The sequence below is a fragment of the Streptomyces sp. H39-C1 genome (assembly GCF_027158125.1).
Taxonomy (GTDB): domain Bacteria; phylum Actinomycetota; class Actinomycetes; order Streptomycetales; family Streptomycetaceae; genus Actinacidiphila; species Actinacidiphila fildesensis.
The window spans coordinates 47,880-62,461 of sequence record NZ_JAPVLS010000043.1 but is presented as its reverse complement, the minus strand read 5'-3'; the positions used below and the strand labels follow the sequence as shown (position 1 = coordinate 62,461).

15 protein-coding genes are annotated in these 14,582 nt (G+C 71.6%); 12 read left to right on the top strand and 3 right to left on the bottom strand.

Annotated features, from left to right (window positions below; genetic code table 11):
• Window positions 1-35 precede the first annotated feature (35 nt).
• Complete coding sequence (locus O3W51_RS26510; protein ID WP_269287481.1) at window positions 36-932, top strand: hypothetical protein; 897 nt, start codon at window positions 36-38, stop codon at window positions 930-932.
• 519 nt (window positions 933-1,451) lie between these two features.
• Here O3W51_RS26510 and O3W51_RS26505 read toward each other — a convergent pair.
• The gene (locus O3W51_RS26505) at window positions 1,452-1,874 is read right to left on the bottom strand and encodes a secondary thiamine-phosphate synthase enzyme YjbQ (protein WP_138353113.1); all 423 of its coding nucleotides are present in this window, start codon (window positions 1,872-1,874) and stop codon (window positions 1,452-1,454) included.
• Between the two features lie 103 nt (window positions 1,875-1,977).
• Here O3W51_RS26505 and O3W51_RS48940 point away from each other — a divergent pair, with 103 nt between their 5' ends.
• From O3W51_RS48940 to O3W51_RS26460, 10 genes are all read left to right on the top strand, one after another.
• A complete protein-coding gene (locus O3W51_RS48940; RefSeq protein WP_346268798.1) occupies window positions 1,978-2,061 on the top strand; it encodes a putative leader peptide in 84 nt (27 codons plus the stop codon).
• 155 nt (window positions 2,062-2,216) lie between these two features.
• Window positions 2,217-3,077, top strand: coding sequence for an ABC transporter permease (locus tag O3W51_RS26500; RefSeq protein ID WP_269287479.1), 861 nt, complete (start codon window positions 2,217-2,219; stop codon window positions 3,075-3,077).
• On the top strand, window positions 3,050-3,865 hold the full coding sequence (locus O3W51_RS26495; protein ID WP_269287478.1) for an ABC transporter ATP-binding protein: 816 nt from the start codon (window positions 3,050-3,052) through the stop codon (window positions 3,863-3,865). Before O3W51_RS26500 ends, O3W51_RS26495 begins: the two co-directional genes overlap by 28 nt.
• 73 nt (window positions 3,866-3,938) lie before the next feature.
• Window positions 3,939-4,976 (top strand): ABC transporter substrate-binding protein, encoded by a 1,038-nt coding sequence (locus O3W51_RS26490; protein WP_138353110.1) that lies wholly within the window; start codon window positions 3,939-3,941, stop codon window positions 4,974-4,976.
• A complete protein-coding gene (locus O3W51_RS26485) occupies window positions 4,976-6,184 on the top strand; it encodes an LLM class flavin-dependent oxidoreductase (RefSeq protein WP_198357454.1) in 1,209 nt (402 codons plus the stop codon). Before O3W51_RS26490 ends, O3W51_RS26485 begins: the two co-directional genes overlap by 1 nt.
• A 142-nt stretch (window positions 6,185-6,326) precedes the next feature.
• Window positions 6,327-7,214 (top strand): glycoside hydrolase family 3 N-terminal domain-containing protein, encoded by an 888-nt coding sequence (locus tag O3W51_RS26480; protein WP_269287477.1) that lies wholly within the window; start codon window positions 6,327-6,329, stop codon window positions 7,212-7,214.
• 44 nt (window positions 7,215-7,258) lie between these two features.
• On the top strand, window positions 7,259-8,410 hold the full coding sequence (locus tag O3W51_RS26475) for an NAD(P)-binding domain-containing protein (RefSeq protein ID WP_443048340.1): 1,152 nt from the start codon (window positions 7,259-7,261) through the stop codon (window positions 8,408-8,410).
• Window positions 8,411-8,599: 189 nt separating this feature from the next.
• Window positions 8,600-9,370, top strand: a complete 771-nt coding sequence (locus O3W51_RS26470; protein ID WP_138353107.1) for a (Fe-S)-binding protein — start codon at window positions 8,600-8,602, stop codon at window positions 9,368-9,370.
• On the top strand, window positions 9,367-10,842 hold the full coding sequence (locus O3W51_RS26465) for a lactate utilization protein B (RefSeq protein WP_138353106.1): 1,476 nt from the start codon (window positions 9,367-9,369) through the stop codon (window positions 10,840-10,842). Before O3W51_RS26470 ends, O3W51_RS26465 begins: the two co-directional genes overlap by 4 nt.
• A complete protein-coding gene (locus O3W51_RS26460; RefSeq protein ID WP_198357456.1) occupies window positions 10,839-11,531 on the top strand; it encodes a LutC/YkgG family protein in 693 nt (230 codons plus the stop codon). The genes O3W51_RS26465 and O3W51_RS26460 overlap by 4 nt, the downstream gene beginning before the upstream one ends.
• 17 nt (window positions 11,532-11,548) lie before the next feature.
• Here O3W51_RS26460 and O3W51_RS26455 read toward each other — a convergent pair whose 3' ends face one another.
• On the bottom strand, window positions 11,549-13,366 hold the full coding sequence (locus O3W51_RS26455) for an ABC transporter ATP-binding protein (RefSeq protein ID WP_138353104.1): 1,818 nt from the start codon (window positions 13,364-13,366) through the stop codon (window positions 11,549-11,551).
• Between the two features lie 153 nt (window positions 13,367-13,519).
• On the opposite strand from O3W51_RS26455, the gene O3W51_RS26450 reads away from it, so the two are divergent.
• The gene (locus O3W51_RS26450; RefSeq protein ID WP_138353103.1) at window positions 13,520-14,020 is read left to right on the top strand and encodes a MarR family winged helix-turn-helix transcriptional regulator; all 501 of its coding nucleotides are present in this window, start codon (window positions 13,520-13,522) and stop codon (window positions 14,018-14,020) included.
• 82 nt (window positions 14,021-14,102) lie between these two features.
• Here O3W51_RS26450 and mscL read toward each other — a convergent pair whose 3' ends face one another.
• Window positions 14,103-14,549, bottom strand: a complete 447-nt coding sequence (gene mscL, locus O3W51_RS26445) for a large conductance mechanosensitive channel protein MscL (RefSeq protein ID WP_138353102.1) — start codon at window positions 14,547-14,549, stop codon at window positions 14,103-14,105.
• Window positions 14,550-14,582 lie beyond the last annotated feature (33 nt).

The following is a 14,582-nucleotide window of genomic DNA, read 5'->3' as shown; positions in this document are numbered from 1 at the left end:
TCCCGAAGCTCTCCTGAAAGGAGTGGTGAGCCAGCATGCACACGATCCGATGTGAGATCGACGCCGAGTACAGCGGTACCGAGGCACTCGCCGACCTCGCCTGGCGTTGGCTCACCGAGGGCGCGGACCGCTTGGAGGACGAGTCCTTCCAGGGGACCCTCGACTCCACCGGGCAGGTGGAGGAGTCACTGAAGAAGTCGGTACCGTGCGGTCCGCCCGGGACGCTCTGGGGTTTCCTATCGGTGACCAGTGTCAAAGGCACCGGCCGGGGGGTCAGCAACCGCTCCCGGGTGCTGACCCGCAAGAATCTGCCGATGCTGCGCAAGTGGTTGGTCTCGGATGTGCAGCTGGCCGAGACCGCGGTCTACCAGCTGGACGACCGAGGTATGCCCGGCCAGGAGCTCCTGCGCATGGGTGTCGCGCGTGACGAGGATGGCGAGGGCTGGATCAGGTTGAGCGCGGAGGCACCCAAGGAGCGCTTCGCGTCGGCCCAGCTCCGCTGGACCGAGTTGCTGCGTGACTTCGCGGAGGAGGTCGACCCCAGCTACGCCCAGATCGGCTACAGCCTTTCGCTGGGCCGCACTGAGTACGAGGAGCGGGTCGGCCCGCTCCTGCCCTATTTGTCGCTGGCAGAGTCGCGGCAGCTGCTGCGCGGATACGAGTGGCTGATGGTGATCCCGCGCGAGATCGCCCAGCTGCTGGGCGGCGCCGACGGGATCCCCGCGGCCGGTGACTTCCACCGGATCGAGACCCTGCGCGACGGCGCGGTGCTGCTCCAGGTCACGCCGGAGTTCGACGACTTCACCGGCGAAGCGATCGAACGGACGTGGCGGCTGCTGCGCCCGGCACTGCGGCCAGGGATGCCCAAGCGCTTCGAGGACTCCGACCTGACCGGCCCGCCGAGCCGGATCTGGTACGCCGACATCGCCTGATCACTGCAGGGCCGACGAGGCTGGGGTAGCCGGAACACACATCCGTCTACCCCAGCCTCTTCCGATTCCAGGCCCCCAGTCAGGCTGAGGTGGTGACTTCGGAGCGGTGTGCGGGGCGAGGGCAGCACCGGCAGCGTTGACCGATGGCTTGTAGGGGTTCCACAGTGCCCCCGCTCGTCTCTCTCCGTCCGTTCGCCGGCATCGCTGGCAGCCCAGCGCCAGTGTCGGTGGCGAGCTGGGGACAACCCCGCCGGTGGACAGCCGGTGGACAGACGCCTTTGGACAGTGCAACACGAGGCGGTGTGCAGCAATTTGCTGTACCTAGTCTGACCAGCAGAAACATCACGAGCTGGCACGACACGGCACCACGGAATTGATCGCTCATTGTCTCGTCATGCGTAGGCCTCGGGTTCGAATCCCGAAGACGAGCGCGTGAAGTGTTGGCGCCGCCCACCGCCTGGGGTCATGCCCCTCTTCGTAACGGTCGGGATATCAACTCACGCCGACGGCCCTGTTGCCTCACCCCAGGAAGGTCAACCGGACCTGACGGTGGGGGTTGGAGATGTTCGTGTCCACCAGGACGACGGACTGCCAGGTTCCCAGTTCCAGGCGGCCGGCGATCACCGGCAGGGTGGCGTGCGGCGGGACCAGGGCCGGGAGGACGTGGTCGCGGCCGTGGCCGGGGCTGCCGTGGCGGTGGCGCCAGCGGTCGTCGGCGGGGAGCAGGTCGTGGAGTGCGGACAGCAGGTCGTCGTCGCTGCCGGCTCCGGTCTCCATGACGGCGATGCCCGCGGTGGCGTGCGGGACGAAGACGTTGAGCAGCCCGTCGCGGCCGTGTGCGGCCTGGTCGAGGAACTCGGTGCAGGCTGCGGTGAGATCGTGGACGGTCTCGGCGGAGCCGGTCGGGATGTCGAGGGTGCGGGTGGTGAACGCGTCGGCCATGTCTCCATGGTCGCCCAACGCCGCCGGATCCGCGTTTGAGATTCCCGTCCGGGTGGCGAGACGACGTTGACCGGGTACGGGACGGCTCGCTAGGTTCTCCCGCATGTTGCGTCCTCTTCTGCTCACCACGCGCGGTCACATCGACCTGCTGCGGGTGGCCTCCGCCGCGTGTCGTCGCGGCTGCTGACGCCTTCTCACTCGTTCGTCCTTCTTCTCGCCTCGCTCTTTAGCGCGCTCCCGGGCTGATCCCGCACATATCCGTACGGATTCGTACGGATCCGACCCGTCGGGAGCCTGCGCGCCGAGGCGTGTCTCCGTCTGCCGCCCCGCCGTGGAGTCGCCATGACCATCAGCAAACCACCGCCGGACATATCCGTAATTCCCGACCAGGGCGACGTCCTTGAGCTGGAACCGATCATCTCGGCGGCCTCCCGGCGCCGCCACGTACCCCGCTGGCTGCGCCGCACCGCGAGACCCCTGCTCCTGCTGGCCCTGTGGCAGGTGCTGAGCAGCACCGGGGTCCTGGAGCCCGACATCCTCGCCTCCCCCGGCACCATCGCGCGGGCCGGGAAGGAGCTGATCGCGGACGGGACGCTGCCGTCGGCGATGCTGGTCTCGCTCCAACGCGTCGCCCTCGGCCTCGTGTTCGGCGTTCTGGCGGGCACCGCGCTCGCTCTGGTCTCCGGGCTCTCCCGGCTCGGCGAGGACCTGGTCGACGCGAGCGTGCAGATGCTGCGGACCGTGCCCTGGGTCGGTCTGATCCCGCTGTTCATCATCTGGCTCGGCATCGGCGAGGCGCCCAAGATCGCGCTGATCTCGCTGGGTGTCGCCTTCCACCTCTATCTGAACGTCTACGCCGGCATCCGCGGCGTGGACGAACAGCTCATCGAGGCCGGCACCTCGCTCGGCCTGTCCCGCTGGGGCCTGGTGCGCCATGTCGTCCTGCCGGGCGCGCTGCCCGGCGCGATGACCGGGCTGCGCTACTCGCTGGCGACCGCGTGGCTGGCGCTGGTGTTCAGCGAGCAGATCAACGCCGACGACGGCATCGGCTTCGTCATGAACCAGGCCCGCGAGTTCTTCAGGACCGACGTGATCGTCGTCTGCCTCGTCGTCTACGCCTTCCTCGGCCTGACCGACGTGATCGTCGTCCGCACTCTCGAAAGGCTGCTGCTGCAATGGCGACCGACCTTCACCGGCAAGTGATCCGGCCCGCAGGCCAGAAGACCGACCGGAAGCCGGACCGTCCGGGAACGGGGACAGGAACAGGAACGGGGGCCGGAACGGCGGTCCGGGTCGAGGGGCTGACCCGCGCCTTCGACGGGCGCGCCGTGATCGACCGGCTCGATCTCGACATCCGGCCGGGCGAGTTCACCGCCCTGCTCGGGCGCAGCGGCTGCGGCAAGAGCACGCTGCTGCGGGTGCTGGCCGGTCTTGACCGCGAGGTCGAGGGTTCGGTGCTGGTGCCGCGCCGGCGTGCGGTCGCCTTCCAGTCGCCGCGCCTGATGCCGTGGAAGCCGGTGTGGCGCAACGTGCTGCTCGGGCTGCCCGGCCACCCCGACCGCGCGGTCGCGGAGCAGGCGCTGGAGGAGGTCGGGCTCGGCCACCGGTCCGGCGCCTGGCCCAAGACGCTCTCCGGCGGCGAGGCCCAGCGCGCCTCGCTGGCCCGCGCCCTGGTGCGGGAGCCGGATCTGCTGCTGCTCGACGAGCCGTTCGGCGCTTTGGACGCGCTGACCCGGATCACCGCCCAGCGGCTGGTCGCCGAACTGTGGCAGCGGCGCGGGTGCGCGGTGCTGCTCGTCACCCATGACGTGGACGAGGCCCTGCTGCTCGCCGACCGCGCCCTGGTGATGGAGAACGGCGTGATCGCCCACGACAACCCCGTCGCACTGCCGCGCCCCCGCGATCCGGGTGACCCCCGGTTCGCCGAACTGCGGTCCCGTCTGCTCGATCAGCTCGGCGTGGACAACCACCCGGCCGCCCAGGCGGCCTGACGACCTCTCGACCCTGCGACCTCCCGACCTCTTGACCTCTCGCGCTCGTTCCGAACGGAAGAAACGACCTCCCATGAAACGCTTCGCCCCCGCCCTGCTGCTCCCGCTCGCCCTTCTGCTGACCGCCTGCGGCGGGTCGTCCGCGGCCGACGACTCCTCGGGCTCGTCGAACACCTCGGGTGGCCTGGGGAGCGTCACGCTCAACGTCGGTGACCAGAAAGGCGGTTCCGAGACGATCCTGCGGGCCGCCGGGGAACTGGAGAAGGTCCCGTACAAGATCAAATGGTCGACCTTCACCTCCGGGCCACCCCTGCTCGAAGCGGTCAACGCGCGGGCCGTGGACATCGGCGGGGTCGGCAACACCCCGCCGGTCTTCGCGGCGGGCGCCCACTCGAAGGTCACGGTGGTCGGCGCCTCGCACGGCTCGTCCGCCGGTGAGGTCATCGCGGTGCCCAAGGGCTCGGATCTGACGTCGGTGGCCGACCTCAAGGGCAAGTCGGTGGCGGTCGCGCAGGGCAGTTCCGCCCACTTCCAGCTGGTGGCCTCACTCGCGAAGGCGGGCCTGAAGCTCACCGACGTCAAAGTCAGCTATCTGCAGCCGGCCGACGCCCTGGCGGCGTTCAGCCGGGGCCGGGTGGACGCCTGGGCCATCTGGGACCCCTACACCTCGCAGATCCTGCGCAACACCGGCGCCCGGGTGCTGACCACCGGGGACGGCGTCGTCAACGGGCTGTCCTTCCAGGTCGCCGCGCCCGCGGCACTGGCGGACAAGAACAAGTCCCAGGCGATCGGTGACTACCTCGGCCGGCTGCGCCGGGCCCAGGACTGGGCGTTCAAGCACCCCGAGGAGTGGGCGAAGGTCTGGTCGAAGGAGACCGGGCTGCCCTACGCCGTCGCGCTGGACGCGGTGAAGCGCAGCAGTGGAACCCGGGTGGCGGTCGCCGTGGACGACGCCGCGATCGCCTCCGAGCAGAAGATCGCCGACACCTTCGCCGATCTCCGGCTGATCCCGAACCACTTCACGTTCAAGGACTTCGTCGACCAGCGCTTCAACACCGGTCTGCCGGCGTCGAACACACCGGCTCGCACCTTCGGAAAGGCCTCCTCCTGATGTCCGTGCACCTGCACTGGTTCCTTCCCACGGGCGGCGACGGCCGGACCCTGGTCGACCGCCACGCCTACACCGACGGCGGCATCAAGCGCTCGCGGATCACTCCGATCAGCGGGGTCCGCGCGCCCGACATCGACTACCTGGCGCAGATCGCCCGCGCCGCGGACCAGTTGGGCTTCGAGGCCGTCCTGACGCCGACCGGCACCTGGTGCGAGGACGCCTGGCTGACGACGGTGGCGCTCTCGCAGCACACCGACCGGCTGAAGTTCCTGGTGGCGTTCCGGCCCGGTGTCATCTCGCCGGTGCTGGCGGCGCAGATGGCCGCCACGTACCAGCGGATCACCCGCGGCCGGCTGATGCTGAACGTCGTGACCGGCGGTGACTCCACCGAGCAGAAGCGCTTCGGCGACCATCTGGACCACGACAACCGCTACGCCAGGACCGACGAGTTCCTGACGGTGGTGCGCGGGGCCTGGGAGGGCAAGCCGTTCGACTTCCACGGCGAGCACTACCAGGTGGAGGGCGGCCTGGTGGCGCTGCCGCCCGAGCCGCGCCCGCCGGTCTTCTTCGGCGGCTCGTCGCCGGCCGCGGGACCGGTCGCGGCCCGGAACGCGGATGTCTATCTGACCTGGGGGGAGCCGCCCGAGCAGGTCAAGCAGAAGATCGACTGGATCCGCGGGCTCGCGGAGGCGGAGGGCCGCACGGTCAGGTTCGGCATCCGGCTGCACGTCATCTCGCGCGACTCGTCGAAGGACGCCTGGGTGACCGCGAACCGGCTGCTGGACGACCTCGACGACGACACCGTCGCCGCCGCCCAGCAGGCCCTCGGCAAGAGCGAGTCGGTCGGCCAGCAGCGGATGCTGGCCCTGCACGGCGGCTCCCGCGACAAGCTGGAGATCTCCCCCAACCTGTGGGCCGGGGTGGGGCTGGTGCGCGGCGGCGCGGGAACGGCGCTGGTGGGCAACCACGCCGAGGTCGCGGACCGGATCGAGGAGTACCACGCCCTGGGCGTCGACCACTTCGTGCTCTCCGGCTACCCGCACCTGGAGGAGGCGTACTGGTTCGGCGAGGGCGTGACGCCCGAGCTGGCGGCACGCGGACTGCTCGACACCGTCCCCGGCTCCCCGCTGGCCGGGGTCCCGGCCACGAACGGCCGTCCGGCGTCCGCGCCGGGCGGTGCGCCGCTGCTGCTCGCCGGGGGGCGTTGAGCGGCGGCGGAGTTCACGGCTGCCCGTCCGCCGGGAGATCGTTCCCGGCGGACGGGCAGCCGCTTCCCGATTGGTCTGGACCATTTGCCCGCTGTCGGGATACCCTCCCACTGCCGCCGCGCGCCAAAGGGGGACAGCCGACGTGAACACCTTGCACCGTATCGCCGCGCTGGTCGACGCCTGCCTGCTCCCCGCCTGCCGCAGCGAACGGCTGCCGGACTGGATACGGCTCGGGCTCGACCGGGGGATGCCGGGAGTGGTCGCCTACGCGAGCACTCCTGACGCCTCCCGCCGGATCACCGACGCGCTGCACGAGCGGCTCCCGGACGGCCTCACCGGCCGCCCGGGCGGAGCACCGAGCCCTCGCGCCAACGATTCCGGAACCGGTGGCAGCGGCAGTTCCGCGGCCGCCGAACTGGTGGGCCTGGGAGCCAACTTCCATCTCGGCGTCCGGCCGGCGCTGCGCGCCGACGAGACCCGCGTCTTCGTGACCGATCTGCAGGCGCACGGGGTCGCCGCGGCCCTCGGCCCCTTCCCCGGCGAGGGCCCGCTGCGACCGTTCGCCGAAGGGGCCGCCGCCGGGGTGCGGGCGATCACCGCCGGACGGACGCCCGTTCCGGGCGGCGACGGCCTCCCGGCGACCCTCAGCGGCCAGGCCGTGACGGGCGTGCTGCGCGGCGACCTCGGGTACGGCGGGGTGGTGGTCAGCGACGCCCTCGACGCCCCGTCGATCGTCAACGGCTGGGGCGTGCCGGGCGCGGCCGTGCTGGCCTGGATCGCCGGCGTCGACCTCGTACAGCTCGGCCCGGCGTGCGGTGCGGGGGTGCGCGAGGCGATCCACACCGCCGCCGCCCGCGCGGTGGCCGACGGGGACCTCGCACCCGCCCGGCTGGAAGAGGCCGCCGAGCGGGTGGCCAGGCTGCGGCGCTGGGCGTCGGAGCCGCGGATGCCGGCACCGACGGCCGCGGAACAGGCCGCGGCCTCCTCCTCGACCCCTGTTTCGGCGCACGCTTCGGCCACTCGCCACTGACCCTTCGCGGGAAGCTTTCCGCGCCGCCCACGGTTGGTAGAACCGTGAACGACTTGAGCGGAGTGCACGAGGTCGACGTCGCCGTCATCGGAGCAGGACAGGCGGGCCTGTCGGGCGCGTACTTCCTCAGCCGCGCCGGATTCCGTCCCGACGAGGGCTTCGCCGTCCTGGACCACTCCCCCGGCCCCGGCGGCGCGTGGCAGTTCCGCTGGCCCTCGCTCACCTACGCCAAGGCCCACGGCGTCCACGACCTGCCAGGCCTTCCGCTGGAGGGCGCCGACCCGGCCCGGCCCTCCGCCGAGGTGGTCTCCGAGTACTTCGACCGTTACGAGCGCACCTTCGACCTGCGCGTCCACCGCCCGGTGAACGTATCGGCGGTCCGCGAGGCGGGCGGCGGGCGGCTGCTCGTCGAGACGGACGCCGGAGCGTGGTCCGCCCGCGCGCTGATCAACGCCTCCGGCACCTGGGACCGCCCGTTCATCCCGCACTACCCCGGCCAGGAGACCTTCCTCGGCCGCCAGCTCCACACCGCCGGCTACCGGGGCGCGGCGGAGTTCGCCGGCCGCCGGGTGATCGTCGTCGGCGGCGGGACCTCCGCCGTGCAGCTGCTGATGGAACTCGCCGAGGTCGCCGACACGACCTGGGTCACCCGGCGTCCGCCGCTCTTCCGCGAGCAGCCGTTCGACGAGGACTGGGGCCGCGCCGCGATCGCCCTCGTCGAGGAGCGGGTCAGGGCCGGGCTGCCGCCGCAGAGCGTGGTCAGCGTCACCGGCCTGGCGGCCACCGAGGCGGTCCGCGCCGCGCGGGCGCGCGGGATCCTCGACCCGCTGCCGGCCTTCGACCGGGTCACCGAACACGGCGTCGCCTGGAACGACGGCCGCGAGCTGACGGCCGACGTCATCCTCTGGGCCACCGGCTTCCGCGCGGCCCTCGACCACCGCTCCCCGCTGCGGCTGCGTGAGCCCGGCGGCGGCATCCGGCTGGACGGCACCACCCGCGTCGCGAAGGACCCCCGCATCCACCTCATCGGCTACGGGCCCTCCGCCAGCACCATCGGCGCCAACCGGGCCGGGCGCACCGCGGTCCGCGAGATCCGCGAACTCCTCGCCGGCGGAGCCCGCGGAGCCCGCGGAGCCCGCGGAGCCCGTGAACCGGAGGAGCCCACCCCCGTACGGTCCCCCGCCCTCGCGCACTGACCGCCCGGCCGCGGGGAGCGCTAACCTTCCGCCCATGGTCAACTCGCGCTCGCGGCGGGAGCTCCCCGCCTTCCCCGGCGCCCTCGATACGGCTGCCCCCTGGGCGCTACGAGGCCACTGGAGCACGGCACGCCAGAAAACATCCGATGTCTGCTTCCCACTGCTCCCGCGCTACGGCAGTATGAGCCCATGCGCGTAGCCCTCTTCGTGACCTGTGTGAACGACATGCTCTACCCGGACACCGGGCGGGCCACCGTGGCGCTGCTCGAACGGCTGGGCGTGGACGTCGACTTTCCCCCGGCGCAGACCTGCTGCGGGCAGCCCCAGTTCAACACCGGCTACCGGCACGAGACCGAACCGCTGGTGCACCGGTACGCGGCCGCGTTCGAGGGCTACGACTACATCGTGACCCCGTCGGGTTCCTGTGTGGCCATGGTGCGCGAGAACTACCCGCGGATCGGGGCGAAGGCCGCCGCCGAGGGGCGCGGCGACAGCCTCGCGGAAGCGGCGGCGTCCGTGGTGCCCAGGACGTACGAACTCACGGAGTTCCTGGTGGACGTGTTGAAGGTGACCGACGTCGGGGCGTACTTCCCGCACGCGGTCACCTACCACCCCACCTGCCACGGGCTGCGGGTCCTGGGGCTCGGGCGGCGCCCGCTCGCCTTGCTGGAGAAGGTCGGAGGTCTGCAGCTGCGGGAGCTGGAGGGCGCGGAGGAGTGCTGCGGCTTCGGCGGCACCTTCGCCGTCAAGAACGCGGCGGTGTCCGGCGCGATGGGCGCGGACAAGACCCGGCACATCGCCGGCACCGGGGCGGCGGCCGTCTGCACCGTCGACAACTCCTGTCTGATGCACATCGGCGGCACGCTGGCCCGGGAGGGCTCGCCGGTCCGGCCGGTGCACATCGCCGAGATCCTCGCCGCGACGGAGGAGCACCCCTACCCGATGGAAGAGGTCCGATGAGCGGCACGTATCTGGGGATGCCGGCCTTCCCGGAGGCCGCCGCGAAGTCGACCCAGGACACCCAGCTGCGCGGCAATCTGCGGCATGCGACGCACACCATCCGCGCCAAACGCGCCGTGGCGGTGGCCGAGTTGGACGACTGGCCGCAGCTGCGGGCCGCCGGCGCCGCCGTCAAGGACCGCACGCTGCGCCATCTCGACCACTATCTGGAGCAGTTGGAGACGGCGGTCACGGCCGCGGGCGGCGTGGTCCACTGGGCGGCCGACGCCGCGGAGGCCAACCGGATCGTGACCGACCTCGTCCGCGCCACCGGCGAGACCGAGGTCGTCAAGGTCAAGTCGATGGCCACCCAGGAGATCGGGCTCAACGAGGCCCTCGCCGAGGCCGGCATCCACGCCTACGAGACGGACCTCGCCGAACTGATCGTGCAGCTCGGCGACGATCTCCCGTCGCACATCCTGGTCCCCGCGATCCACAAGAACCGGTCCGAGATCCGCGACATCTTCACCGAGCGGATGGGCGACTGGGGCCGGGCGGCGCCCGCCGGGCTGTCGGACGAGCCCGCCGACCTCGCCGACGCGGCCCGGCTGCACCTGCGGGAGAAGTTCCTGCGGGCCAAGGTCGCCATCTCCGGCGCGAACTTCATGGTGGCCGAGACCGGCACCCTCGTCGTCCTGGAGTCCGAGGGGAACGGCCGGATGTGCCTGACCCTGCCCGAGACCCTCATCTCGGTCGTCGGCATCGAGAAGACCATCCCCACCTGGCGGGACCTGGAGATCTACCTCCAGACGCTGCCCCGCTCCTCGACCGCCGAGCGGATGAACCCGTACACCTCGACCTGGACCGGCACCACGGAGGGCGACGGACCGCAGACGTTCCACCTGGTGCTGCTCGACAACGGCCGCACCGACACCCTCGCCGACACCGTCGGCCGCCAGGCGCTGCGCTGCATCCGCTGCTCCGCCTGTCTGAACGTCTGCCCGGTCTACGAGCGGGCCGGCGGCCATGCGTACGGCTCCGCCTACCCAGGACCCATCGGCGCCATCCTCACCCCGCAACTGCGCGGTACGGCCTCGGCGCTGGACGCCTCACTGCCGTACGCGTCGACGCTGTGCGGCGCCTGCTACGAGGTCTGCCCGGTCGCGATCGACATCCCCGAAGTCCTGGTCCACCTGCGGGAACGGGTGGTCGAGGGCGGAGCGGTGACGCTGCGCGGCACCCGGGCCGTCATCAAGCCGGCCAAGGGGCACGCCGCCGAGCGGGCCGCGATGCGCGCCGCCCGCTGGACGCTCGACCATCCGGCCGCACTCCGCGCCGGCCAGCGGCTGGCCGCCCGCACCCGGCGGCTGCACCCGGCCCGGCTGCCGGGCCCGGGGCGGGCCTGGTCCGCCACCCGCGAACTGCCGGCCGTACCCGCCGAATCGTTCCGTGACTGGTGGCAGCGCACCCGGGGAGAAGGAAAGAACACATGAGCCACCCCAACCCTGTGAGCCGGCCGGGCGGTGCGAGCAGCCGGGAGCGGGTCCTCGGACGGATCCGCCGCGCGCTGGCCGATGTGCCGCGCGACGAGCTCCCCGGCAGCGTCCCGCTGGACCGCGACTATCTGCGGGTGCACGGGACCCGGACCCCGGAGCAGACCGCCGACCTGCTGGCCGTCCATCTCGCGGACTACCGCGCGCTGGTCCACCGGTGCCCGGCCGACGGGCTGGCGGAGCTGATCGCCACGCTGCTCGCCGAGCGCGGCGCCCGCTCCGCCGTCGTTCCCGACGGCCTGCCCGACAGCTGGCTCACCGCCCTCACCGGGGTGGAACTCGTCGCGGACACCCTCGCCCTGACGGCGCGGGAACTCGACGCGGTGGACAGCGTGGTGACCGGTTGCGCCGTGGCCGTCGCGGAGACCGGCACCATCGTGCTGGACGGCTCCGCGGGCCAGGGCAGGCGCCGCATCACGCTCGTGCCCGACCATCACATCTGTGTGGTCCTGGCCCCCGGCCAGATCGTCGACTCGATCCCCGAGGCGATGGAACGCCTCGACCCCGCCCGCCCGCTGACCTGGATCTCCGGCCCCTCGGCCACCAGCGACATCGAGCTCGACCGGGTGGAGGGCGTGCACGGTCCGCGCACGCTGGAAGTGATCCTGGTGGGCGAACCGGCGCGGTGAGCGGCTGATCCGACGGTCTACGCGGACTTGGCGAACTCGGCGGTGGAGAGCCGCTCGTCACGGCGGACCAGCGCCGCGTAGCGGCCGTCGCGTGCCAGCAGCTCGTCGTGGGTGCCGCGTTCGGCGATCCGGCCCGCGTCGAGGACCACGATCTCGTCGGCGTCGCGGACGGTGGAGAGCCGGTGGGCGATGGTGATGGTGGTGCGGCCGGCCGACAGTGCGTCGATGGCTTCCTGGACGGCCTGTTCCGTGCGGGTGTCGAGCGCGCTGGTGGCTTCGTCGAGGATGAGGACCGGCGGGTCGCGCAGGATGGTGCGCGCGATGGCCAGCCGCTGCTTCTCGCCGCCGGAGAAGCGGTAGCCGCGTTCGCCGACGAGGGTGTCGTAGCCGTCGGGGAGACCGGCGATGTGGTCGTGGATCTGGGCGGCCTTCGCGGCGGCGACGATGTCCTCGTCGGTCGCGTCGGGCTTGGCGAAGCGCAGGTTCTCGGCGACCGAGGCGTGGAAGAGGTAGGTCTCCTGGGCGACGACGCCGACCGTTTCGGCGAGCGTGTCGAAGGCGAGGTCGCGGACGTCGACGCCGTCGATCGTGACCCGGCCGCCCGTCACGTCGTAGAGCCGGGGCACCAGATAGCTGAGCGTGCTCTTGCCGGAACCCGTGGAGCCGACGATGGCCAGGCTGCCGCCGGCCGGTACGGCGAGGTCGATGCCGTGCAGCGTGCGGGGGGCGCCGGAGGGGTCGTACGAGAAGTCGACGTTCTCGAAGCGCACGTCGCCGCGGGCGCGGTCCATGCGGACCGGGTCGGCGCGCTCGGTGATGTCGACGGGCAGGTCGAGGTATTCGAAGATGCGCTGGAAGAGCGCCAGGGAGGTCTGCACCTGGACACCGGTCGACAGCAGGCTCACGGTCGGGCGGAACAGTCCCTGCTGGAGCGAGACGAAGGCGACGAGGGTACCGATGGAGATGGCGGGCCCGCCGTTGCTCATGGTCAGGCCGGCGGCCCAGTACAGCAGCGCGGGCATGGCGGCCATGACGATGCCGATGGTGGACATCCGCCACCGCCCGGCCATGTTGGAGCGCACTTCGAGGTCGACCAGTTGCTCGGACTCGTCGGAGAAGGAGCGGGTCAGCGAGTCGGAGCGGCCCATGGTGCGGCCGAGCAGGATGCCGCTGACGGACAGCGACTCGGTGACGATGGCCGACATCGAGGCCATCTGCTTCTGCCGCTGGGTGGTGATCTTCTTGCGCTCACGGCCGACCCGGCGGCTGATCCACACGAAGACCGGGAGCAGCAGCAGCGAGACGATCGTCAGCCGCCAGTCCAGGGCGAGCATCGCGACCACGGAGGCGATGACGGCGGTGAGGTTGGAGACCAGCGAGGTCGCGGTGGACGTCACGGTCGCCTGCATGCCGCCGATGTCGTTGGCGATACGGGACTGCACCTCGCCGGTGCGGGTCCTGGTGAAGAAGGCGAGCGACATGCGCTGCAGCTGCTCGTAGACCGAGGTGCGCAGATCGTGCATGACGCGCTGGCCGACGGTGGTCGAGATCAGGGTCTGCAGCACGCCGAAGACGCTGGTGACGACGGCGGTGGCGATCATGCCGAGGGCGAGCAGGCTGAGCAGCCCGGTGCGGCCCTGCGGGATCGCGGTGTCCAGGATCGCCTTCAGCAGGAAGGGCGAGGCGACCGAGACGAGGGAGGAGAGGGCGACCAGCACGCCCACGAAGGCGAGCTTGCCGCGGTAGGGACGGAAGAGCCGCACGATGCGGCGTACGTCGGTGGGTGTGTCGGGGTCCTTGGGCGGTGGCGTCCACCGTGTTTTGTCGGGGTGCAAAGGGCTCCTCGGGAGGTTGCTGGAGGTCGGTGCCGGTTCGGGCCGGCGGTGTCGGAACAGTGCCCGCACAGACCGCCGGGCCGGGCCGACTTTAGGAGTGTAAGTCATTGTTACCTATGTTCACAATGACTTACATCCTGATATCCTTGGGCCATGGATCCCCGCACCACCCCCGCGCCCGAACCCGCCGCTGAGTCCGCGGCGGAGTCCGCCGCCGCCGAGACCACCGGCCGCCTCGCCGACCAGCTGCTCAATCTGACCAAGCGCCTCCACCGGGCCCAGCGCCGGCACCTGGAGCCGCTCGGCATCACCCCGGCCCAGTCCCGGCTGCTGCGGACCGTCGCGCACAGCGAGGCCCCGCCGCGGATGGCGGACCTGGCCCGGCGGCTGGATGTCGTTCCGCGTGCGGTGACCACGCTGGTGGACGCGCTGGAGACGCACGACCTGGTGCGCAGGATCCCCGACCCCGCCAGCCGCCGGGTGATCCGTATCGAGCTGACCGAGGCCGGCGGCGCGACGCTGCACCGGCTGCGGCTGGCCCGCCGGGCCGCCGCCGAGGATCTCCTCGCCCCGCTGGACACCCCCCAGCGCGAGGCGCTGACCGCGCTGCTCGCCACCCTGGACGCGGCGGCGCCCCCTCGGCCGCGCTGCTGAAGCGCGCCCGAGGGGGCGTCGTGGTGGAACTCACCCGGCGGCGTTCCCTCCGCCGGGAGGAACCGCGAACCGCCGGCGACCGCTAGCGCTGGGACGGCATGCGGTGGCCGGCGCCGTTCTCGGAAGGCACCTGCTGGACCACTGCGGTGCAGGCGCTGCACCGGCGGGCGGCCTGGGGTATCGGGGTCAGGCACTCCGGGCACTCACCCATCGGCGCCGCGGCGGCCTTCGGGAAGAACCGCTCCTGCATCCGGTTCATCGGCAGGATGACCAGGAAGTAGATCACCGAGGCGACGATCACGAAGCTGATCGTCGCGTCGATGAAGGCGCCGTACGGGAACGTCACTCCCGAGACGGTGAACGCCTTGCGGGAGTAGTCGCCGGAAGCTCCCGACATGAGCCCGACGACCGGGGTCAGGAACGCCTTGACGAAGCCGCTGACCAGTGCGGTGAAGGCCGCACCCACCACGATGCCGACCGCGAGTTCGACGACGTTGCCGCGCAGCAGGAACGTACGAAAGCCCTTCATAACTCAGGAATCCCCTCTGTGATCACGAAACTG